Origin of the sequence: Paracoccus sp. MBLB3053 (assembly GCF_031822435.1) — a bacterium.
In the GTDB taxonomy this organism is placed as follows: domain Bacteria; phylum Pseudomonadota; class Alphaproteobacteria; order Rhodobacterales; family Rhodobacteraceae; genus Paracoccus; species Paracoccus aurantius.
In genome coordinates this window covers 97,423-118,021 of record NZ_JAVQLW010000002.1, presented here as the reverse complement: position 1 = coordinate 118,021, position 20,599 = coordinate 97,423, and the positions used below count along the sequence as shown (strand labels likewise).

18 protein-coding genes are annotated in these 20,599 nt (G+C 63.6%); 9 read left to right on the top strand and 9 right to left on the bottom strand.

What is annotated here, in order from left to right; genetic code table 11:
- Positions 1 to 2: 2 nt before the first annotated feature.
- The 8 genes from RGQ15_RS14750 to RGQ15_RS14715 form a co-directional block, all read right to left on the bottom strand.
- Positions 3 to 731: a COG3904 family protein gene (locus RGQ15_RS14750; protein ID WP_311161246.1), complete on the bottom strand. Its 729-nt coding sequence runs from the start codon at positions 729 to 731 to the stop codon at positions 3 to 5.
- A complete protein-coding gene (locus tag RGQ15_RS14745) occupies positions 732 to 1,991 on the bottom strand; it encodes a hypothetical protein (RefSeq protein WP_311161244.1) in 1,260 nt (419 codons plus the stop codon).
- Between the two features lie 1,032 nt (positions 1,992 to 3,023).
- The gene (locus tag RGQ15_RS14740; RefSeq protein ID WP_311161243.1) at positions 3,024 to 3,425 is read right to left on the bottom strand and encodes a VOC family protein; all 402 of its coding nucleotides are present in this window, start codon (positions 3,423 to 3,425) and stop codon (positions 3,024 to 3,026) included.
- 361 nt (positions 3,426 to 3,786) lie between these two features.
- Positions 3,787 to 4,878 (bottom strand): AbrB family transcriptional regulator, encoded by a 1,092-nt coding sequence (locus RGQ15_RS14735; protein ID WP_311161242.1) that lies wholly within the window; start codon positions 4,876 to 4,878, stop codon positions 3,787 to 3,789.
- Positions 4,824 to 5,291 carry a tripartite tricarboxylate transporter TctB family protein gene (locus RGQ15_RS14730; RefSeq protein WP_311161241.1) on the bottom strand — a complete coding sequence of 156 codons (468 nt, stop codon included), beginning with the start codon at positions 5,289 to 5,291 and terminating at the stop codon, positions 4,824 to 4,826. Before RGQ15_RS14730 ends, RGQ15_RS14735 begins: the two co-directional genes overlap by 55 nt.
- Positions 5,288 to 6,280 carry a tripartite tricarboxylate transporter substrate binding protein gene (locus RGQ15_RS14725; RefSeq protein WP_311161240.1) on the bottom strand — a complete coding sequence of 331 codons (993 nt, stop codon included), beginning with the start codon at positions 6,278 to 6,280 and terminating at the stop codon, positions 5,288 to 5,290. The genes RGQ15_RS14730 and RGQ15_RS14725 overlap by 4 nt, the downstream gene beginning before the upstream one ends.
- A 26-nt stretch (positions 6,281 to 6,306) precedes the next feature.
- Complete coding sequence (locus RGQ15_RS14720; protein ID WP_311161238.1) at positions 6,307 to 7,803, bottom strand: tripartite tricarboxylate transporter permease; 1,497 nt, start codon at positions 7,801 to 7,803, stop codon at positions 6,307 to 6,309.
- Between the two features lie 243 nt (positions 7,804 to 8,046).
- Positions 8,047 to 9,435, bottom strand: a complete 1,389-nt coding sequence (locus RGQ15_RS14715; RefSeq protein ID WP_311161236.1) for an FAD-binding oxidoreductase — start codon at positions 9,433 to 9,435, stop codon at positions 8,047 to 8,049.
- 152 nt (positions 9,436 to 9,587) lie between these two features.
- Between RGQ15_RS14715 and RGQ15_RS14710 the strand changes: the two genes are divergently transcribed.
- Complete coding sequence (locus RGQ15_RS14710; RefSeq protein ID WP_311161234.1) at positions 9,588 to 10,475, top strand: NAD(P)-dependent oxidoreductase; 888 nt, start codon at positions 9,588 to 9,590, stop codon at positions 10,473 to 10,475.
- A gap of 158 nt (positions 10,476 to 10,633) precedes the next feature.
- On the opposite strand, the gene RGQ15_RS14705 is transcribed toward RGQ15_RS14710, so the two are convergent.
- Positions 10,634 to 13,429 carry an ATP-binding protein gene (locus tag RGQ15_RS14705; RefSeq protein ID WP_311161232.1) on the bottom strand — a complete coding sequence of 932 codons (2,796 nt, stop codon included), beginning with the start codon at positions 13,427 to 13,429 and terminating at the stop codon, positions 10,634 to 10,636.
- 239 nt (positions 13,430 to 13,668) lie between these two features.
- Between RGQ15_RS14705 and RGQ15_RS14700 the strand changes: the two genes are divergently transcribed.
- The 8 genes from RGQ15_RS14700 to RGQ15_RS14665 all read left to right on the top strand — a co-directional run bounded on the left by RGQ15_RS14700 (position 13,669) and on the right by RGQ15_RS14665 (position 20,465).
- Positions 13,669 to 14,604, top strand: a complete 936-nt coding sequence (locus RGQ15_RS14700) for an MBL fold metallo-hydrolase (protein WP_311161230.1) — start codon at positions 13,669 to 13,671, stop codon at positions 14,602 to 14,604.
- A 101-nt stretch (positions 14,605 to 14,705) separates the two neighbouring features.
- Entirely contained in the window at positions 14,706 to 15,674 is a 969-nt protein-coding gene (locus RGQ15_RS14695) for an alpha/beta hydrolase (RefSeq protein ID WP_311161229.1), read from the top strand.
- Positions 15,675 to 15,695: 21 nt separating this feature from the next.
- The gene (locus RGQ15_RS14690) at positions 15,696 to 16,259 is read left to right on the top strand and encodes a cysteine hydrolase family protein (RefSeq protein ID WP_311161228.1); all 564 of its coding nucleotides are present in this window, start codon (positions 15,696 to 15,698) and stop codon (positions 16,257 to 16,259) included.
- 249 nt (positions 16,260 to 16,508) lie between these two features.
- Positions 16,509 to 17,990: a catalase gene (locus RGQ15_RS14685; RefSeq protein WP_311161227.1), complete on the top strand. Its 1,482-nt coding sequence runs from the start codon at positions 16,509 to 16,511 to the stop codon at positions 17,988 to 17,990.
- A gap of 12 nt (positions 17,991 to 18,002) precedes the next feature.
- Positions 18,003 to 18,209 carry a hypothetical protein gene (locus RGQ15_RS14680; RefSeq protein ID WP_311161225.1) on the top strand — a complete coding sequence of 69 codons (207 nt, stop codon included), beginning with the start codon at positions 18,003 to 18,005 and terminating at the stop codon, positions 18,207 to 18,209.
- Positions 18,210 to 18,310: 101 nt separating this feature from the next.
- Entirely contained in the window at positions 18,311 to 19,165 is an 855-nt protein-coding gene (locus RGQ15_RS14675; RefSeq protein ID WP_311161223.1) for an alpha/beta fold hydrolase, read from the top strand.
- Positions 19,166 to 19,184: 19 nt separating this feature from the next.
- Positions 19,185 to 19,892: a hypothetical protein gene (locus RGQ15_RS14670; protein ID WP_311161222.1), complete on the top strand. Its 708-nt coding sequence runs from the start codon at positions 19,185 to 19,187 to the stop codon at positions 19,890 to 19,892.
- Between the two features lie 27 nt (positions 19,893 to 19,919).
- Positions 19,920 to 20,465, top strand: a complete 546-nt coding sequence (locus tag RGQ15_RS14665; protein WP_311161221.1) for a carboxymuconolactone decarboxylase family protein — start codon at positions 19,920 to 19,922, stop codon at positions 20,463 to 20,465.
- The last annotated feature ends 134 nt before the right edge of the window (positions 20,466 to 20,599 follow it).

Here is a 20,599-nt window from a genome sequence, read left to right as displayed (position 1 = left end):
CCCTAGCTCTCGGAACTTTCGGTGGTCAGTTTCAGATCGCGCATCTCCTCGGCGTCGAGAACCCTGATCTCGTCCGGCGGCGTGCGCAGCGCATGCATGACAAGGCGCAGGTCGATGCCCATCCGGGTCAGGTAGTCCATCACATTGGCCTGCGCGTGCTGCATGTCGCTGACCGCCATGAAGGCCGGAAGCAGGGTGTTCTTGCCGAAATAGCTTTGATGCACGCCGACAACCGCACCGGGCGCGGCGCTGCGTTCGACCCCGGCAGCCAGGATATAGGGACAGGCCGACAGGCAGACCGCGCCGGCTTCGACCTTCGTGCGATATCCGGCCGAGCGAATGGTATCTCCGATCGCCAGCGCGTCCGAAACCGACCCGCCCGAACTGTCCAGCGTCACGAGACCTGGTTCGGGCCGGGTTTCTTCGAGCCAGGCCAGGAAACGGGTGGCATCCCCCGGCGCGATCTGGCCCGAAACCCGCAGAACCTCGTCACCTGCGCTGAATTCCAGCCGGTCGGCCATTGGCCGCATGGCGGGGCTTCCGGGCGTGCCGGGGCGCATATCTGGACGATAGGGCCGGGTTGCGGGTCCGCCGGGCGCCGGCGTGAACAGGCCCGGCGCCGCCTTGCCCGGGGACTGCATCAGGTCCAGCCCGACGATCGCTGCGGCCAGCACGACCTGCGACACCAGCACGGCCCGGATCGCGGCCTGTGGCGAGGAAAAAAGGCGCATCTAGCCCTCCGGCCTTTGCAGCGCGCGGGGTGGTTCGCTGACCACCTCCGCCTGGCGCAACTGTTCGGCCGCGGCAAGGGCCGCGCGCAGCTCGCCGACGGTCATGCGGTCGTCGGTATCATGATCGCCGCGCCCGGTCCGAATCGCGGCCTGCACCACCATGATGATGAAGACCAGAACCGCAGGAAGCAGGTCGATCGAGATCGCGCCCGCCCAGGCCGGCACGAAATTCCGGGCGTAGACGATCACCGCATCGGCGGCGGACATCGGGGCATAGACGGTTTCATCGGGTTGCGGCAGCGTCTCGACCTCGGCCGCCGCGCTGGCAAGGGTACTGGCGCGCTGTTCGACCAATGTCAGGACCGAGCTGATCGTGCTGGACTGCCCTGCGCGCATTTCCGGCGTCGAGCCGTCAAGTTCGGGCAGGACCACCGCATCGGACAAATCCTTTGCCGCGCGCGCGACCAGAGGCGCCGGGTTCAGTTGCCGAAGCTGGGTGATGAGACCCGCGAGTTCCACCGCGTCTTCCGAAAAGCGCACCGTCCGGCCTTCAAGCGCGCCGGGCTCGACCGAAATGCCCCTCATCCGGGAAAGGATCCGGTTGCCCTCGGCAAAGGTCTCCTCGATCGGCTCGGCAACCGAGGCAAGCTGCGCCTCGAGCGCCTGCAGTTCGGCGCCCTTCTGGGTCAGCACGCGGAACACGGCACCGCGCCCGGAAAAGCCAGAAAGCGTGCCGCCCGCTTCTTGTTCGGAAAGATCGGTGAAGCTTTGCCGAACCCGCGCGACATCGCGGGTCAGCGACTGCCCGCCGACGGCATTGGAGTGGGCGCGCTCAAGCGAGGCCTGGTAATGCTGCACGGTCGTGGCCATATGGGTCTCGACCGCCGCACCACCCGCAAGTGCCGCGGCGTTCAGCCAAGATGACATGGCGACGATGGCGATGCTGCCCAGCCCCATGGCTAGCAGAAGCCCGACGCGTGAGGCCGCGCTGCGCACCGCCGGCAGAAGCCGCAGCATGTACGACCAGAAGACGAAGATTCCGACCGATACGGCCACCGAATAGGACAGCGCGGCGAAAGTCGTCCAGATCCCGGGACTGTCCAACAGAGTTCGAACCCCAAGATAGGTATAGATCCCCGATGCCGCCGCCAGCACCCCCAGCGCGGTCGAGGAAAACGTATCGAGCCAGTCCAGATGTCGTTCAAGCTCGCGGGCATAGCGATCGCCCGAGCTTCCCTTGTTTCGTGAAGTCTCGTTCATGCGGTCCTCATGCCAATGATCGTGATCGCGTAAGCAGATAGGTGACGGATAGCGCAATTCGCAGGCCATTTCCGCATTTGGCCGGTCACGCTTGCGACAGAGCCTGCCCGAATGATTGTTCGACGCCCCCCGTTGCCGCATGCGCCCGTCGCTGGGACGGGTCCACGGGCCGGGCAGAGCGTGACATCGAACGCAGCAGCATTTCCCGTGTTCCATCTCCGGGCTCGGAAGCATTCGCGTTCCGCCTCGCGCATTGGCCGGCCGGGGCCGAGCGTGGACGACGATGGCCTGACCTGGGCTTTCATCCATCCCTGCCGAACAGGGATTGAAGGAGCATTACTTTCAACAGACAAAGCCGATAGCCCTGGTGTCTGGCCGGTCCGCAGATCGAATGACTGCTGCGGCAAGTTCGCGACTGCTTTGGCGCTTGTGCGTTCGAATTGCCGCGCGGGGTTTGTGCCCCATCACAGGTAATCTGTCGGCTGTCATTTCGGCTATGATCGACCTGTCAGCTTGGCATCGCCCCAAGGGACGTTTCCGGCGCACCCGACTCTGCCGGAACACCGGCGGGTCCGACGCTAGGCCCGCGGCTGCTGACCGGCATCCGATAGCCATCCATTCGAGAAAACGGTCGAGCGCTTTGACCCATGCTGAAGCAATGCATGGGATGGTGCATATTCCCGCGCCGTTCGATGTCCCATGTTGAGGACGCCCGGTCGCAATCATCCGGTTCCCGAAGTCGCTTCAGGCCGCATGCCGGCTTCGCTATCAGGTCATGGCGCGCGTCAGGGGAACGTCATGGGCGCAAGCTTCAGGCCGATATAGACGGTCGAGGGCGACGCCGACATCGTCTGTCCCGCCGACCCAGACCGCCATGCGTTTTGCACCTGGGACCACGCCCAACGATATGCCGAAAATGATGAACCCGGCCGCGGTCAGCAAGATCAGGAATGGGATGGTTTTCAACCCGGTACCGGAGACGTGCCTGCAAAAGCACGCCTCCGTCGAAAAGCCGTCCCGCAATGACTTTCCTCAGTTGCCGTCCGTAAACGTATAGCTGCACACCTTGTTGCCCGCCGGATCGCGCAGATAGGCGGCGTAGGCGCCAGGCAGGTGGCTGCGCGCACCGGGAGCACCTTCATCCGTCCCACCATTCGCGAGGCCACTGGCGTGGAACGCATCGACCTCGTCGGTGCTCGCCGCGGCGAAACCGACCGTCACGCCATTGCTCGACGGCGCATCGCCACTGCCGGGGCGGGCGATGATGAAGGCAGGCTTGTCCCTGCCGTAAAGCATCCAGCCGTTCCCGAACGGACCGAGGTTTTTCACGCCAAGCGCACCCAGCGTCGCGTCATAGAACTTGACCGACGCATCCATGTCCGCCGCGCCCAGAAAGACGTGCGAGAACACACCGTCACCAGAGATCACTGCCATTTGGTTACTCCTCCCGTTGCAGTTCTGCTTTGAAAGTTCACGGCACTGCAGATGCTCTGTCAATTGCGACAATGGCAGTAGGTGGTGGCAGTAGCTGTTCTGACAGCCGAGAAAACCCGGCAGAAGACGAAGGATGAAGTCACCGAAATCGCCCTTGGCCGCGCCCGCGCACCCGACCCCAAGCGCCCTGGTCCCGACCTGGGCAGCAAAGCATTGCCTTTGCTCGGGGCGCACCGGGTTCTGGAACCAAGGGTGCCGGTTCGCCCCCTTTCGTCATTTCGCGGCTGATGGACGAGCATTTGCCGACAGGCAGAGCCTTTCCCATCCCTGGCCAGCGAAGCGCCCCTGCTCGCCTTGCCGATCAGGTCGCATCGGCGCGGTCGTGGCGATCCAGCAGCCGGATCAGGGGCCGGGCAAGCGGCATGAGCAAGAAGATCCTTACGACATGGGCCGCCGTGACCAGCGCCACGTCCTGGCGCAGATATTGTGCGGTCAAGGCCATCTCTGTCACGCCGCCCGGAGCCGTGCCGAGAATGGCAGTTTCCCAGTTCAACCCGCTGAGCCTCGCGAGGATCAGCGCACCGCCGGACGTCAAAGCCAGCAGCAGGACCGTGCCAATGAGCGAGACGACCATTTCATGCCAGGCGCCGCGAAAAAGATGCGTCTGAAAAGTCGAACCAAGCCACGCACCCAAAAGGATCTGCGCCGCGGCCAAGACCGGCGGCGGGTAGTGAGGCAGCGCGATACCCGAGGCGGTGACGATCGCGGTGAGGGTCAAGGGGCCCAGAAAATGGGGGTTGGCCCAGCCAAGCCGTCTGAAGATCTGTCCGCCGGAGGCGGCAAGCAGAACGACGACCGCCAGCAGCGCGGGATGCCCGGCATCCGCGACCCGCACGGGCAACAAGGCATCCGGGCGCCCGTCGATGGCGTAAAGCAGCAGGGGAACGGTCACGACGATTGCGGCAATCCGCAGGGTCTGGGCCATCACGACCGGCGCGGGCGGAATGCCGCAACTTTCCGCAATGATGGCCGCCTCGACCGGGGCCACGGGAAATGTCGCAAGCGCCATGCGGGACAGCCGCACCCGCGCAATGCGGGCTTGCATGACGGATAGCCCCAGCGCCAGCACCGCCGTCATCGTGGCCATCCCGACCAGCAGAGGCAGGGTGGCGATCACGACATGCAAGGCCTCGGTCGTGAAGGACAGGCCCACGGTCGAGGCGACGACGGCCTGGCCGAAGGGCCTTGTCCTGACCGGCAATGCCTTGGGCAGCATCCCCGACAAGGCCATCGCGGCCGTGGTCAGCAGCGGGCCGATCATCCAGGGCAAGGGCAGGCCCATCCTTGCGCAAAGCCAACCAGAGCAGGCGCAGAGGGCGTAGATCGCGACGAGGCGGATCAAGGCAGCGGCAGCCCCAAAAGCCGCTGGAAGAGCAGCGTTGCGATCAGCCATAAGGTGATCCCCGTCGCGGCCGCGCGCAGCCAGCGCCGATCGCCCTGAAACAGCAAGGTCAATCCGGCTGCGGCTGTCGCCAGCGACAGGGCCAGTCCCAGCCAGGGCACCACGATCATGCCAAGTGCGAAGATGGCAAAGCTTGCCAGCGCGCGTGGCGCATCCGCGAACTTGCCCTTCACGCCGGGAAAGGCGCCGCGCAGCGTCAGGACCAGATAGATCGCCGAACAGAGCAGGCCAAAGATGCCGATCTGCTCGGGCAGTGCGCCAGGGCCGACATCGCCCCGTGAATGCCCGTCCGGCAGGGCGAAGGCCAGGGCAAGAAAGGTTCCGCTTGCCGCAATGCAAAGCGCGCCTGCGGCAAGTTCGCTGACCGGAATGTTCCGGTCAGCAAGGGGTGCAGGCGCGGTCAATTGATCAGCCCGGCGGATTGCAGGAACTCGCGCTGTTCCTCGAGATCTTTCTTGGTCCGCTCGGTGAACTCGGCCTCGGCCCAGTTCGGGCTGTCCTGGAACTGCTCTTCCTGGAACTTTTTCCAGTCCTCGGAGGCGGTCACCTCGTCGATCGCGGTCTGGATGGAATCGACGACCTCATCTGGCGTGCCCGCCTTGACCGCGATGCCGCGCCAGATCGAGCCTTCGATGTCGAAGCCCTGTTCCTTGAAGGTCGGCGCGTCGGGCAGGAAGGGGGAACGCTCGGCCGTGGTCACGCCCAGCAGGCGGATCTCGCCGCTTTTCACCTGCGACAGCCCGGTCGAGGGCGTCATCATCGCCGCGTCGATATGCTTGCCCAGCAGGCCCAGCGTGACCTTGCCCGAGGCGTCATGCGGGATCCAGCCGCTTTCGAAGCCGCCCTGCTTCATCATTTGGTAGAGCATGTATTGGTGGAAGCCGCCCGAGGAATGGCCGCCGACCTTCAGCCCGTTCGGATTGGCCTTCATGTGATCGACGAAATCCTGCACGTTCTGGAACGGGCTGTCTTTCAGCACCGCCAGCGACGAGGGCTCGGACTGCATCGCGCGCAGAAGGCGCAGGTCATCGAGCTTGAACGGGATCAGACCCTGCGCGATGCCGAAGGTCAGCGTGCCGGTCAGAACCAGGATGCTGTAGCCATCGGCGGGCTGGGTCACGATCTGCGACAGGCCGACCGCGCCGCTGCCGCCGGGGCGGTTGTCGACCTTGACGGTCCAACCTGATTCCTTTTCCAGAAGCTCGGCCAGCTTGCGACCATAGGTGTCGAGCGCGCCGCCTGCGCCCGACCAGACGACCAGCGTCACCGGCTTTTCCGGAAATTCGGCTGCGGCAGTTTGCGGCAAGGCTGTTGCTGCAGCGGCAAGGCTGAAGGTGGCCACGGCCGCGCGCATGAAGCTGCGCAGGCGCTGACCAAAATCGGCAGGTTTCATCTTTCTCTCTCCCTTTGATGAAATTTTCATTCGGTGACGACGGCGCGGGCGCGGCGCGCGCGCCATGCGCGGCGCACCGGAACCAGCACGCTGATCAGGCTCAGGATCAGGAACAGCAGGCTGATCGGATCGGTCACGAAGACCGAATAATCCCCCTGCGAGGCGACAAGCGCAGTGCGGTAGTTCGACTCGATCAGGTAGCCGAGCACCATCGCGAGGATCACCGGCGCGACCGGAAAATCCAGCTTCTTCATCGCGTAGCCCAGCAGGCCGAAGCCCAGCGTCATCCAGACGTCGAACATCAGGTTGCGGATCGCGAAGGCGCCAAGAATGGCAAAGGCCATGATCCCCGCCGCGATCACCCCGTCGGGCAGCCGCACGGTCCGTGCAAGGACGGGAAGGAACAGCGAGCCGACCAGATATTGCACGAGCGATGCAATGATCACCCCGAACAGGATGGCATAGACGAGGCTCGGGGCTTCGGTGAAAAGCTGTGGACCCGGATGCAGGCCGTGCATGATGAGCGCGCCCATCATGATCGCCGTGGTGGGCGAACCGGGGACACCCAGCGCCAGCAGCGGCACCAGCGCCCCGCCGACCGTGGCATTGTTCGATGCCTCGGGCGCCGCGATCCCGTTCGGCGCGCCATGGCCGTATTCCTGCGGCTCGGGGTCGCGGGCGCGGGCATAGTCGCGCGCCACCCAGCAGGCGATATTGCCGCCGAGCCCCGGCAGGATGCCCAGAAGCGTGCCGATCACCGAGCCCGAGATCATCGCCCGCCAGGTCCGCCGCCACAGCGCCAACGACATGAAGACATGGCCGACGCGTTCCTTGACCTGCGGCACGGCGCGGGCGTGTTTCTCGGCCAGCGCCATCGCCTCGGAGACCGCGAACAGCCCGATCAGCGCGGCAAGAAACGGCACGCCCTCGTAAAGCTCGAACTGGCCGAAGGTAAAACGCGGCGTGCCCGCGATCGGGTCGATCCCGACCGTCGCCAGGGCAAGACCCAGTGCCGCGCCCAGTAGCCCCTTGACCAGCGAGCCGCCCGACAGCGCAGCGACCGAGCTGAGACCGAAGAGCCCTACCGCGAAATAGCCTGCCGGTCCGAATTGCAGCGCGAGCTTTGCCAGCGGCATGGCGAGCAGCAGCAGCGCCAGCCCGCCAAGAACCCCACCGATGGTCGAAGCGGTCAGCGAAATCGAAATCGCCTCGTTCGCGCGCCCCTTCTGCGCCATGGCATAGCCGTCGATGGCGGTCGCGGCGGCGGCAGCGGTGCCGGGCGTCGAAAGAAGGATAGCACTGATCGAGCCGCCATATTCGGCCGACGTGTAAAGCGAGATCATCAGCAGCATGCTGAGCTCGGGCGACATGGAATATGTGAAGGGGATCAGCAGGCTCAACCCGATCGAGGGGCCCAGCCCCGGCAATGCCCCGATGATGATCCCGAGCAGCGCCCCTATCAGCAGCACTGCCACGCCGGACAGGCTGAAGATCACCCCCAGTGACTGAAGGATTCCATCCATCCGATACCTCCCTGATTTCCCCTGCCGCTCCATCGCACGAAGGCACCGGCTTCACTCCAGCCCCTCTTTTGCGGCTGCGAGGCAGGGTGAACAAATCAGTTTTGACGGGGCGCAAATAAGATCATGCTATAGGCGTCAAGAATGCTTCGGGAAATGCGGATGCAGCGCCCGGTACCGTCGGAGGCCGCCGCAAGTTTCAGGCCGCGTGGCCGGCCATCATGCCCGCCTTTGCAGAAACGGTCGTCAGACCAGTTTTCCGGGGTTCATGCGCGCCTCGGGGTCGACCGCCGCAAGGATCGCCGCCATCAGCCGACGCTCGACCGGATCGCGCAGCCGATCCGCCAAGGCGACCTTGGCCTGCCCCAAGCCATGCTCGGCCGAGAATGTCCCACCCATGGCGGTGGCAAGGTCGTAAACCGCGGTGGACAGCGCCGCCTCGCGGCCGGCGAAATCCGCATCGACCGGGGGCGAGAGGTTCAGGTGGACATTGCCGTCACCCAGATGGCCGAAGGGATTGATCCGCAAGCCGGGCAGGATCATGCCGAGTTCCTGTTCGATGCGGGCGATGAAATCGGGCAGGCGCGTCACGGGAACGGCCACGTCATGCTTGATCTGAGGGCCTTCCCGACGCTGGCCCTCGGGCATCTCCTCGCGCAGCCGCCAGAGGGCGGAGCGCTGCGCCGTCGAGGCGGCAATGGTCCCGTCCAGCACCTCACCGGTCTCGAAGGCGGATTCGAGAATCTCCGCCAGCACCGCCTCTGGATCGTCGCTGCTGCGTGGGCTGGACAGTTCAACGAGAAGATAGAACGGGGCCTTCGTTTCGATCGGGCGGGAAAGCTCGGGCAGGTTGCGCAGCAGCATCTCGAGCCCGGCTTCGCTGAAGAACTCGACCGCCGTCAGCATGTCACCTGCCTCGCGACGCAATTTCGCGCCCAGCTGCAGCGCAGATTGCAGATCGGGCATGGCGAGCAATGCGGTTGCCTGCCTGGAAGCAGCGGGTTGCAGGCGGAGGATCGCGCGGGTGACCACGCCCAGCCTGCCCTCGGCGCCGCAGAACAGCTTGCGCAACTGCAGGCCGGCATTGTCCTTGATCAGCGCACGCATCCCGTCCCACACCGATCCGTCAGGCAGGACGGCCTCAAGCCCAAGCACCTGGGCCTCCATCATGCCGTAGCGCGCGGCAAGGCTGCCCCCGGCATTGGTGGCGATCAGCCCACCGATCTGGGCGCTTCCCTCGGCGCCGAGATGCAGCGGGAACATCAGGTCGTCGGCGGCCAGCGCCTCATGCAGCGCCTGCAAGACCACGCCGGCATCGACGGTCGCTGTCATCTCGATCGGATCTATGGCATGGATGCGGTTCATGCGGGACAGCGACAGGATGATGCCGCGCTGACCGGGCGAAAGCACGCTGCCGCCATTCAGCCCCGTATTCCCGCCCTGAGGGGTGACGCTCAACCCAAGGTCGGCGCAAAGCCGCAGGGTCGCCGCCACCTCAGCGGTCGAAGCTGGCAGCGCGATGCCAAACGGGCGATCGCCATGGCGGTCGAGCCAGTCGCGGGCATGGGGCTGCGTGTCCGAAGGGTCAGACCACCATCCAGATGCCCCCAGCAATTCCAGAAACGGATCGCTCATCTTGCTCTCTCCCTGCGACAATTCGGCCTCGGTTCTGGGCACTTCGTCCGGCAGGTGCAATTCCGAAGCGCATCACCATCCATAAGTGACGGCTATGGCGAATTGCCTTCTTTCGCCGAGCCGATAGTCATGCAGCAAACGGGAGGACGAGCATGAATGCTTTTGACATCACGGCTGGCGGAATTGCCTTTATCGGTTTTGGAGAGGCCGCCGAGGCTTTCGCCACCGGCTGGGGTCATGACGCGGTGGAGAACCTGCGGGCCTATGATCCCAAATGCGATGATCCTGAGGCTGCCGCCCTGCCCCGGGAACGCGCCGCACGATCGGGTGTCAGCCTGGCTGCAGATCGGGTTTCGGCGCTTTCGGGCGCACGGGCGGTATTCTGCCTGGTTACCGCCGATCGCGCGGTCGAGGCCGCGACGCAGGCCGCCGAGTTCCTGACGCCCGGCACGTTCTGGCTGGATGGAAACAGCTGCTCTCCCGGAGCGAAGCGGCGCGCTTGCGATATCGTCGAGGCCGCGGGCGCGCGCTATGTCGATGTGGCGATCATGGCGCCCGTCTATCCCAAGCTGCACCACACCCCGCTGCTGATTGCCGGACCGCATGCTGCTGAGGCCGAGTCGTTTCTTTCGGCGCTGGACATGCGGGCGAAACTGGCGGGCGATGCGGTCGGCGATGCATCCTCGATCAAGATGATCCGTTCGGTGATGATCAAGGGAATGGAGGCATTGACCGCCGAATGCCTGCTCGCGGCCCGTCGTGCCGGGGTCGAGGAAAGGGTTCTGGCCTCGCTTCAGGCCTCCAACCCTGGCATCGATTGGCCGGTTCAGGCAGCCTACAACCTCGAGCGGATGATGGTGCACGGCCGTCGCCGCGCAGCCGAAATGCGGGAAGTGGCCGCCACGCTTGCGGAACTGGATCTTCCGAACGGATTGGCCCTTGCCACGGCAGACTGGCAGCAACGGATCGGCGATCTCGCCTTGCCCGCCCTGGAGAATGATCTCTCGGTCCGGGCGGACATGATCCTGTCTGCGCTCTGATCGCTGCGCGACCGGCGATCGGGGTCGCTGCCCATCATTCCTAGGGGCGACCGTTTCGCGCCAAGGAAGGCGGCGATTTAAGGGCCGAACCAGCCCCATCAGATCCGGATCGTGTCACTTTCCGGATCACGCGCGCGGCCACGTGGCCAGACCGGCTGTCACTGCAATTCGGCCAGAAGTCTTCGTGCCCGCCTGACATCCCGCGTTTTCGCACCTTGCGACATGCGTCCGAGCGTCTCGGTCAGCATGTCCCGCGCCGCGTCGGTTTCACCGCTGTGCCGTTCCAGATCGGCGATGTTGGTTGCAATTCGCAACGCCCAAGCCGTGGCACCTTGGCCCCGAGCGGTATCGAATGCGAATGCGAGCTGAGCGCGTGCCCCTTCGGTGTCTCCCTTGGCAAGAAGTTGCAATGCAGCGATGCGCTGCAATTCTGCGGTGCACCAGTGTGGAGCTGTGCGCACCTCTGCAGCGTCGTGCTGGGTGACCCATTCCAGAGGCTGGTCCGGCAGGATGGTGGCAAGGATATGGCGGTGCAACCCATCCATTTCCGCGGCATAAGCGTCTATGGCGTCGTCCGGGGCCGCCGCGCCATGTCGCAAGCGATGGACCGCGCTTTGATAGGTTCGGCCCCATCGCCCCCAATAGCTGTAGTCATTCTCGGACGAGATTTTCATCAACAGGGCCGAGAGCGATTCAGCCTGTTCGATGTCGCCGACCCAGAAAGTCAGGGGAATGATCATCATTCCCAGACCATAGGCCAGCCCCAGCAGATCGCCTGACAACCCGACGGTGACGGCCTCATGCGCAAGGTCCAGCGCGGCATCCGCCTGACCCGTCAGCCAAAGCAGGTTCGACATGTTCGCCCGCGAGGTCACGCCCTGCTTGTACATGAGGTCCAGTTGCACATGGGCCGTCATCTGGGCGTTCGAGCGCAGCGCCGCCCGTCCATGCCGCGCGGCATCCGAAAGATTGCCGTCCCGCCACATGCTGAGAGCCACGATGCGATGGGCCATGGCGATCTGCGCGGCGTCGCCCGAAGCCTCGGCCACCTGCTGGAACTCACGGGCATACGCCAAGGCACCGCCATACCTGGCTTGCGTCAGGCGGGTGCCGAACATCGCCCAGAGACAGTCGAGATGGCAACTTCGGTTCCCGGTCCGGCGCGCGACATCAATGGCCCTGATCAGCATCGGCTGGACCTTTTGCGACAGGCCCAGCGAATTGTACCAGGCCTTGTGCAGGCTGGGGGCAAGCCAGACCAGGTCGGTCTCGTCCAGCTCGGGATGGGTCGAGAAAACGTCGATTGCCCGCTCGATGATGAGGGCATAATCCTTGAGCATCGACAGGCGCAGCCACAACGGGCCGCTTTCGACGATCAGCTGCACGGCCAGCCTTGCGTCCCCGCCCTCGCACAGTCCCCAGGCAAGGGCTGCACGGACATCGGCGGCGATCCGGCGCAGTTCGGCATTGCCTTCGGCATTCGCGCTGCCCGCCCCGATCGCGAGCGCCAGTTCCGTGACCAGGTGCGCGGCGTGGCGGCGCTGGATTTCGGATGCATCCGCCCGACTTGCCATCCGCGCGGCACAAAAGGCGCGCGTCGTCTCAAGCAGCCGATATCGCACCGTTTGGCCCGAGCGGCTGACAATGATGAAGGATTTTGTGACAAGCGAAGAAACAAGGCGCAGCAGGCTTTCGAACTCGGTTTGCGAAACCTGCCCGGCACCTTCAAGCTGGAACTCGCCCTGAAAGACGCTAAGGGTGACCAGCAGGTTCCGCTCATCGTCGGAGAGCAGATCGAAGCTCCATTCGAGCGTCGCCACCAAGGTTCGGTGCCGCGGTGAGGCCGAACGTTTGCCGCCGTCAAGCAGGGTGATCTGACCGTCAAGCGCCTGCGCAAGGGCTGCGACGCCGATGGCCTCGATCCGACTGGCGGCCAGTTCGATCGCCAGCGGAATTCCGTCCAAACGCTGTGCGATGCGCACCAGCGCGGGAACGTCCTGCCCCGAAAAGACAACGCCATGCGCGGCCATCGCCCGGTCGACCAGTAGCTCGATCGCAGGATAGTCGAGCGCCTCGGCAAGAGATGCAGGCACAGGATCGTCGGGTGGCAGCGCAAGGCCGCCCAGACGCAAGACAGCCTCGCCGTCGATCAGGAATGGCTCGCGGCTGGTGGCGAGGATGCGCAGTTCTGGGGCTTGCTGCAGGAGAGTGTTGGCAAGCTCCGCGGTCGCCTCAAGCACATGCTCGCAATTATCGAGGACCAACAGCGTCGGACTGCCTCTGATCGCCGTCAATATACGCTGCTCGGCCGGGGCATGCAGCTCCTCGGTCCCGCCTAATGTGGCGGCGATGGTTGCTGGCACTAGATCGGACGAACCAAGAGGTGCCAGATCAACGAAACAAATCCGACGATCGTCAGCTTCTGCTATGTGCCAGCACAATGAGACGGCCAGGCGGGTCTTGCCGATTCCGCCCGGCCCCACGATGCTGAGACAGCGATGGCACTGGAGCCGGTCCAGGGCAACGGCCATATCCTCCCCCCGGCCGATCATCGTGGACAATGGCGCAAGCAGCCCAACGACGTTCTGACCGATCTTCGGCGAGCATTCCGGCCCGGGCAGTTGCTCGCAGTTCAGCGAGTAACCGCGCCCGGGTGTGTTCACGATATGGGAAGGTCCGGGTGATCCGGCGTCGAGCAAACGCCGAAGCGTTGACATCTGGACGCGCAGGTTCGCTTCGTCGACATGAATGCCGGGCCAGGCGGATGAGATCAATTCGGCATATCCTATGGTTTCGCCTGGGCTCTGCGCCAGCCTTTGCAACAGCATGCGCGCGCGACTGCCAATCCTGACCGGGCTGTCCTGTCGCAAGAGCACGCCGGAGCTGAAGAAGAAGCGAAACTCCCCGAAACGGACCTCGCGCTGCCTTTCCGAATATTGAAACGCGTCGTCCACCTTCCACCTCGTCACTGCCGAAATCTAGGATAGATCGTGGTATGTTAGTGGACCTGCCGGATGCTGTCGCCTTTCCAAAGTACAATATTGAGTGGAATCGGCTTCTGCCCTAACATATTTGACCTCTCGCGCCGGACTGCTTGCGAGATGATCTGATTTTTCACAAATTTACTCGCCCGTCGGTTCGTGCAGGCGCAAATTTTTCCCCGCAATCGCTTTCACGAAAAGGGGAACCGACAATGCATATGGGTATCAAGCCGCAGGTTTCGCGGCAGCGTTTCACCGGGCTGATGGCTTGTGCGACAGGCACGGCCTTGGCCGGGTTCCGGGCCCAGGCTCAGCCAGTCCATAGCTTGAGGCATGGACGTTTCGAAATCACCGTCCTGAGCGACGGCTTCCTGACCTTGCCCGCCGAAGTGCTCCTGCCCGATGCCACCCCCGAACAACGAGGCCCGCTGCTGACGGCCCTTGGCGGGGACGCGTCCGGCGCGCGGGTGCAGGCGAACGTCCCGGTTATCCGTGCAGGCGATGATCTGATCCTGATCGACAATGGCGCCGGTGGGAATTTCCAGCCCAGCACGGGTCGACTGGAGGACAATCTCAAGGCAGCCGGGATCGAACCCGCCCGGATTACCAAGGTCATCCTGACCCACGCGCATCCCGACCATTCAGGGGCGACCCTGGGCGATGACGGCAAGTTGCGATATCCGAATGCGCATTATTACGTCGGCCGGAAGGAATGGGATTTCTGGACCGACCCGCAATTCGAGACACATAACGCCGCCGCCCTGCACGGCTTCGCGCTAGGCGCGAAACGCGATCTGTTGGCTGTCGAGGATCGCCTGACCCTTCTGCGCGACGGGGACGAGATCGTTGCCGGGCTTTCGGTAAACGAAACGCCCGGCCACACACCAGGCCATATCTCGGTCGAACTCGCAGGCTCCGAACCCCTTTTGATCACGGGCGATGCCTGCACGCATGATGTGATCTTCTTTGCCCATCCCGGCTGGCATTTTGGCTTCGACACCGATCCCGAGCTCGCTTTGTCAAACCGGCAGAAGCTCTTGGACCGTGCTGCCTCCGAAAGGCTGAAACTGCTTGGCTACCACTGGTCCTATCCAGGGATCGGCCGCGCCGAGCGCCATGACGGCGCTTATCGGTTCGTGCCGGGCTGATCCGCCTTTGCAACTTTTTACGGCGATTTACTCGTCAAGAGGCGCCGTCGCCGCCAGCATGACCTTATCGCATCCCACCGCCTTTCAGCCTCGAGGTGCCCATGACCCGCAATACCTCACCCTTCCCCGACGCAACGCGGCGCGACGTGCTGATCGCAGGCAGTGCGGCGATCGCTGCAAGCATGCTGCCGCCTTTCCCGGCCCTCGCGGCCGATACCGCCAAAAAGGGAGAATTCATAATGTCCTATGTCACCACCTCTGACGGCACCGAGATCTTCTACAAGGATTGGGGTCCGCGCGACGCGCAGGCCATCGTTTTCCATCACGGCTGGCCGCTGACGTCGGATGACTGGGACAGCCAGATGATGTTCTTTCTGGACAAGGGTTTCCGGGTCATCGCGCATGACCGGCGCGGGCATGGCCGCTCGACCCAGACCGATAGCGGCAATGAAATGGACACCTATGCCGCCGATGTCGCCACCCTGACCGACGCGCTCGACCTGAAGGGCGCGATCCATGTCGGCCATTCCACCGGTGGCGGCGAGGTTGCGCGCTATGTCGCCCGCGCCAAGCCCGGCCGCGTTGGCAAGGCGGTGCTGATCGGTGCGGTCCCGCCCATCATGGTCAAGACCGAGGCCAATCCCGGCGGCCTTCCCATCGAGGTCTTCGACGGATTCCGCGCGGCCTTTCTTGCCAATCGCGCGCAGTTCTTCAAGGACGTGCCTTCGGGGCCGTTCTATGGCTACAACCGCCCCGGCGCGACGCCCAGTTCCGGCGTGATCGAGAACTGGTGGCGGCAGGGCATGATGGGCGGGGCCAAAGCGCATTACGACTGCATCAAGGCGTTTTCCGAAACCGACTTCACCGAGGATCTCAAGGCGATCTCCGTCCCGGTCCTCGTCATGCATGGTGATGACGACCAGATCGTGCCCTACGCGGATTCGGCCCCGTTATCCGCCAAACTGCTGAAGAACGGGACGCTCAAGACTTATCCCGGTTTCGATCACGGCATGTGCACGACGCATTCCGACGTGATCAACGCCGACCTCCTTGCCTTCTTCGAAAGCTGATCCTTAACGGAGGAATCCGCCATGCCCAAGAAAGCCCTGATCGTCATAGACATCCAGAACGACTACTTTCCCGATGGCGACTGGCCATTGGCGGGCGTCGAGGAGGCTGCCGCCAATGCCGCGCGTCTGATCGCGGCGGCGCGGAAAGCGGGTGATCTGGTGGTGCATATCCAACACGAATTCGAAAGCCCCGATGCGCCCTTCTTCCGGCCTGGCAGCGAGGGGGCAGCGATCCATCCCCTGGTCGCGCCTGCCAAGGACGAACATGTCGTGCTGAAGCACCAGATCAATTCCTATCTGGACACCGACCTCAGGGCACACCTGGATCAAAACGGCGTCTCTGAACTCGTGATCTGCGGCAACATGAGCCATATGTGCGTCGATGCCGCGACGCGGGCGTCAGCCGATTTCGGCTATCCGGTGGTTCTGATCCATGACGCCTGTGCGTCGCGCGATCTGGAGTTCAACGGCACACGTGTCCCGGCGGCGATGGCGCATGCGGCCTTCATGTCCGCCCTGTCATTTGCCTATGCCAAGGCGCTTTCGACGGCAGAATATCTGGGTCAGGCCGCCAAGGCCGCCTGATCCGCCCTGCCCGAGGCCTGGTCCCGCGACAAGCCCGAAAGACTCCGCTGGCCGCACGCGGGACCAGACTATCCCTGAAAATCAAGCCGAGGACTGCTCCCCCATGTCCCGACCTGCTTCCTGTGACCCAGCGCGGACGGCGCTGCTATCTGCCGGTCCCTATAGCGCCTGTATGTGCCCGGACGATCCTGACGACAATCGATTTCATCGAGGTGCTGGACGCCACATAGCCCCGGAAAGGTCCATGCCATGAGCGAGAAGCCCGTGACCCATGCCAATGGCGCACCGGTGGCCGATAACGTCAACATCCTGACGGCGGGGCGACGCGGCCCCGCGCTGTTGCAGGACATCTGGCTGATCGAGAAACTGGCGCATTTCGACCGCGAGGTGATCCCCGAACGGCGCATGCATGCCAAGGGCTCGGGCGCCTTCGGCACCTTCACCGTGACCGGTGACATCACAGCCCATTCCAGAGCCGCGATTTTCGATCGGATTGGGAAGCAGACGCCCGTCTTCGTGCGCTTCTCGACAGTTGCCGGCGAAAGAGGGGCTGCGGATGCCGAACGCGACATTCGCGGCTTTGCGGTGAAGTTCTATACCGAGCAGGGCAATTGGGACCTCGTCGGGAACAACACGCCAGTTTTCTTCTTCCGCGATCCGCTGCGCTTTCCCGATCTGAACCACGCGGTGAAGCGAGACCCACGGACCGGAATGCGAAACCCGCACAGCAACTGGGATTTCTGGACCCTGCTGCCCGAGGCACTACATCAGGTTACCATCTTGATGGGCGATCGGGGCATCCCGCGTTCCTATCGGCATATGCACGGCTTTGGCAGCCATGCATTCAGCCTCATCAATGCCGCGAACGAACGCGTCTGGACCAAGTTCCATTGGCGCTGCGGACAGGGGATCGCAAACCTTGCCGATGACGAGGCCGCGACCCTGATCGGGGGCGACCGAGAAAGCCATCATCGCGACCTGTATACTGCAATCGAACGTGGCGATTTCCCGCGCTGGACCCTTTGCGTCCAGATCATGACCGAGGCGCAGGCGCGCGTGCATGAGCACGATCCGTTCGATCTGACGAAGATCTGGCCGAAACGCGACTTCCCCCTGACCGAGGTCGGGGTGATGGAGTTGAATCGTAACCCGGACAACGTCTTTGCCGAGGTCGAGCAGGCCGCGTTCAGTCCCGCGAACATTGTCCCAGGCATCGGCTTTTCCCCCGACCGGATGCTGCAGGCGCGGCTTTTCTCATATGGCGATGCGCAGCGCTATCGGCTTGGCGTCAATCACATGAGCATTCCCGTCAATGCGCCGCGCTGCCCCGCCCATTCCTATCATCGCGACGGGCAGATGCGGATCGATGGCAATGCCGGATCAACTGTCGCCTATTGGCCGAACTCGGTCGATGAATGGGCAAGCCACGGCCAAGCGGACCCGCCGCTGCCGCTGGAAGGTGATGCCGGTCACTACGACCACCGCCTTCTCGAAGACCATTACGAGCAACCCGGGGCATTGTTCCGCCTGATGTCCGCCGACGAACGGCAGCGCCTATTCGAGAATACCGCCCGTGCCATCGCAGGGGCCGGGCTTGAAGTCATCGAGCGCCATATCGCGAACTGCATGCGGGCCGATCCGGCCTATGGCGCAGGCGTTGCGGCGGCGCTGTCCTTCGGTTTCATGCGCGAAAACCCCGCGCCAGACCGGCTGGCAGCGGCCGGTACTTAGGAGAAAGTCGCGATGCGCTTCTGCCATTCCCGTGTCGGCCAGACCGCGCAAATATTCGAACCCGAGGTCTGGAAGCAGGTCTCGCAGACCCAAAGCACACCTCATCGACGCCTCGTTCCTGCGCAAACCGGCCAAGACAGGATGCGTGCCGAAGTCGCTGACCGGGCGCGTTTCACCGGACCCATCCGCGATGTCACCGGCAAGCTGCCGGCCAGATGATCTCGCGCACTCGCAGCCGCACGCGCAGCAGACGCGTGCAACACGACACCAACGGCAAGGCTTAGGAGGCTAAGTTTGCCCTCGCTCATCGGAGAATACACATGAATATCCAGCAGATTTCCGCGATAACATCACCTACGGACTACCTGACGATGAATGGCCGGACTCTCGCCTATCGAACAATGGGCGAAGGGCGTCCGATCATCCTCTGCCACCGATTTCGCGGCGTGATGGACCTTTGGGACCCTGCCTTTCTGGATGCCCTGGTGGGTCAGGGCTTTCAGGTCATCGTCTTTGACTATACGGGCCTGGGCCTCTCGGACGGAACCCCAAGCTACAATCCGATCGACATGGCCGCCGATCCGCGCGATTTGATCGCGGGCCTGGGACTGAGTGATGTGGTTCTTGGCGGCTGGTCGCTGGGCGGTATGGCCGCGCAGGCCGCGCTGATGCTCTACCCCGAGCGCATCAGCCATCTTGCGCTTTTGGGGACGACGCCGCCCGGCGATCTCGTGAAACTTGCCGAACAGTTGTTTTACGATATCGCAGGCAAGGAAAGCTATTCGATCGAGGATATCACAGCGCTATTCTTCGAACCGAAATCCGAGAAGAGCCGCGCGGCGGCCGTTCGGTCACAGGCTCGGATCGAGGCTCGAAAGCAGGACCTTTCGCCGCCGGTTCCCCTAGAATTCGCGCGGCCGGTTCTGGCGCATGGGCCCAGAAGTCCGGCCTTTCCGGCTGAACCCGTCCTTCAGATGCTGAAAACGACGCAGGTTCCGATCCTGCATATCGCCGGCGATCACGACATCATCTTCCCTGTCGAGAACTGGTACGCACTGAACGAGGTCCTGCCAAGCGTGACCCTTGTCACCTTCCCTCGATCTGGCCATGGGCCGCAACATGAACATCCGCAGCTTGCAGCGGATATCATCGCCAGCTTTGTGCGCAACCAGTGAACCAAAGCAAGCCATCGCCATGATCCGCATCCCGATTTGTTCTACGATGGCCCTGCTTGCCTTGGTCGGGCAGCTCCATGCCCATTCAGTGAAATCCGAAGTTGACGAAGCCGTGGAAGCGGCCTTTGACATCATCGAGACCCGGATCTCGATCAGGGATGATACGGCTGTCTTCTCGACCCGCGTCCGGGGCGAGGCGGGGTCGCAGAAGCCGTCAAAAACCGGCAAGTTCGAAGGCTCGGATGTCTATGCCTATGTCTGGCCGACATCGCTTGATAGCAGCGAAGTCGGATTCGAGGCGAAGCAGGGCATTGTCGCATTGGCCGTGACCTTTCACCCCGATTTCGACGATGCTGCGAATGGCGGCGTCAATCGTGACGTCTGGCACCCGCATTGGGTCGTTCTGGCCGAGGACAAGGCCTGCGGCGGGGGACTGAAGGTCATCGACATCCCGGAAGGCGCGATGCCGAAATTGCCTTCGACATGGCCTGGCGTGCCGCTGCTGATCGACAGTCCGGACTACCCGACAAGTTTCATGGGCGACGCGGTGGACGTGGAAATCCCGCTGCACTTGATCGCAGGAATTGCCGGGGCATCGTATGACGGTGTCACCGCGGGACTGAAGGTCGATGGCAACCTTCACGCGCCACTGCTTTGCGTCGGCGATGTCTTCAAGGTCGCTTCGGGCAACCTCAGCCTGCCGGGCATGGTCGTCCCACTCGATTGAACTTTTGCACGCATGAAAGGATCACCGATGAGCCGGATCAATTTGGTCGACCCATCCCAGACCACGGGCAGCACCGCCCAGCAATTGGCCCAGATCAAGGACGCGTTCGGTATGGTCCCGAACATGTTCAAGGCAGCCGCAAACTCGCCTGCCGCGCTTTCGAGCATGTGGGGGTCCTTCGCCGCCCTGGGCTCGGGCCGCATCGGCGCGAAGCTCGGCGAACAGATCGCCGTGGCGATCGCCGACCGCAACAATTGCAATTACTGCCTGGCTGCGCATACCGGTCTGGGCCGGAAGGCCGGAGCAAGCAGCTCGGAGATGGCCGAGGCGCAGGCCGGTCGCTCGGCCGACCCGCGCATTGCGGCCGCACTGGCCTTTGCGATCAAGCTGGTCGAGAACCGGGCAGATATCGCGGCTGCCGATGTGGATGCCTTGCGGGAAGCGGGCTTCGACGACGGAGAGGTGGTCGAGATCATCGCGCATGTCGCGCTTAACCTCTTCACGAATTACCTCAATGTCGCGCTGGACGTGCCGGTCGATTTCCCCGGCGTGAAGCTGACACGCGCGGCATGAGGGAAAGGGCGCGGATCGCCGTCCCCCGCCTCCCCGCGATCCGCGCCCGCCTATCCGACAGCCCTGACAATGCAGGAAAATCGCAATCTCGAGGCGCGACCGAAGCGCTTTCGCCGGGGGCCCTCGCAACCGAA

What these genes read in the sequence shown, in the direction of transcription:
- RGQ15_RS14710 (WP_311161234.1), top strand. Translation starts at nt 9,588, where the DNA reads ATGAATGCTTTTGACATCACGGCTGGCGGAATTGCCTTTATCGGTTTT.
- RGQ15_RS14715 (WP_311161236.1), bottom strand. Translation starts at nt 9,435, where the DNA reads ATGAGCGATCCGTTTCTGGAATTGCTGGGGGCATCTGGATGGTGGTCT.
- RGQ15_RS14670 (WP_311161222.1), top strand. Translation starts at nt 19,185, where the DNA reads ATGATCCGCATCCCGATTTGTTCTACGATGGCCCTGCTTGCCTTGGTC.
- RGQ15_RS14745 (WP_311161244.1), bottom strand. Translation starts at nt 1,991, where the DNA reads ATGAACGAGACTTCACGAAACAAGGGAAGCTCGGGCGATCGCTATGCC.
- RGQ15_RS14750 (WP_311161246.1), bottom strand. Translation starts at nt 731, where the DNA reads ATGCGCCTTTTTTCCTCGCCACAGGCCGCGATCCGGGCCGTGCTGGTG.
- RGQ15_RS14675 (WP_311161223.1), top strand. Translation starts at nt 18,311, where the DNA reads ATGAATATCCAGCAGATTTCCGCGATAACATCACCTACGGACTACCTG.
- RGQ15_RS14725 (WP_311161240.1), bottom strand. Translation starts at nt 6,280, where the DNA reads ATGAAACCTGCCGATTTTGGTCAGCGCCTGCGCAGCTTCATGCGCGCG.
- RGQ15_RS14735 (WP_311161242.1), bottom strand. Translation starts at nt 4,878, where the DNA reads ATGGCTGATCGCAACGCTGCTCTTCCAGCGGCTTTTGGGGCTGCCGCT.
- RGQ15_RS14740 (WP_311161243.1), bottom strand. Translation starts at nt 3,425, where the DNA reads ATGGCAGTGATCTCTGGTGACGGTGTGTTCTCGCACGTCTTTCTGGGC.
- RGQ15_RS14685 (WP_311161227.1), top strand. Translation starts at nt 16,509, where the DNA reads ATGAGCGAGAAGCCCGTGACCCATGCCAATGGCGCACCGGTGGCCGAT.
- RGQ15_RS14700 (WP_311161230.1), top strand. Translation starts at nt 13,669, where the DNA reads ATGCATATGGGTATCAAGCCGCAGGTTTCGCGGCAGCGTTTCACCGGG.
- RGQ15_RS14695 (WP_311161229.1), top strand. Translation starts at nt 14,706, where the DNA reads ATGACCCGCAATACCTCACCCTTCCCCGACGCAACGCGGCGCGACGTG.
- RGQ15_RS14680 (WP_311161225.1), top strand. Translation starts at nt 18,003, where the DNA reads ATGCGCTTCTGCCATTCCCGTGTCGGCCAGACCGCGCAAATATTCGAA.
- RGQ15_RS14665 (WP_311161221.1), top strand. Translation starts at nt 19,920, where the DNA reads ATGAGCCGGATCAATTTGGTCGACCCATCCCAGACCACGGGCAGCACC.
- RGQ15_RS14720 (WP_311161238.1), bottom strand. Translation starts at nt 7,803, where the DNA reads ATGGATGGAATCCTTCAGTCACTGGGGGTGATCTTCAGCCTGTCCGGC.
- RGQ15_RS14690 (WP_311161228.1), top strand. Translation starts at nt 15,696, where the DNA reads ATGCCCAAGAAAGCCCTGATCGTCATAGACATCCAGAACGACTACTTT.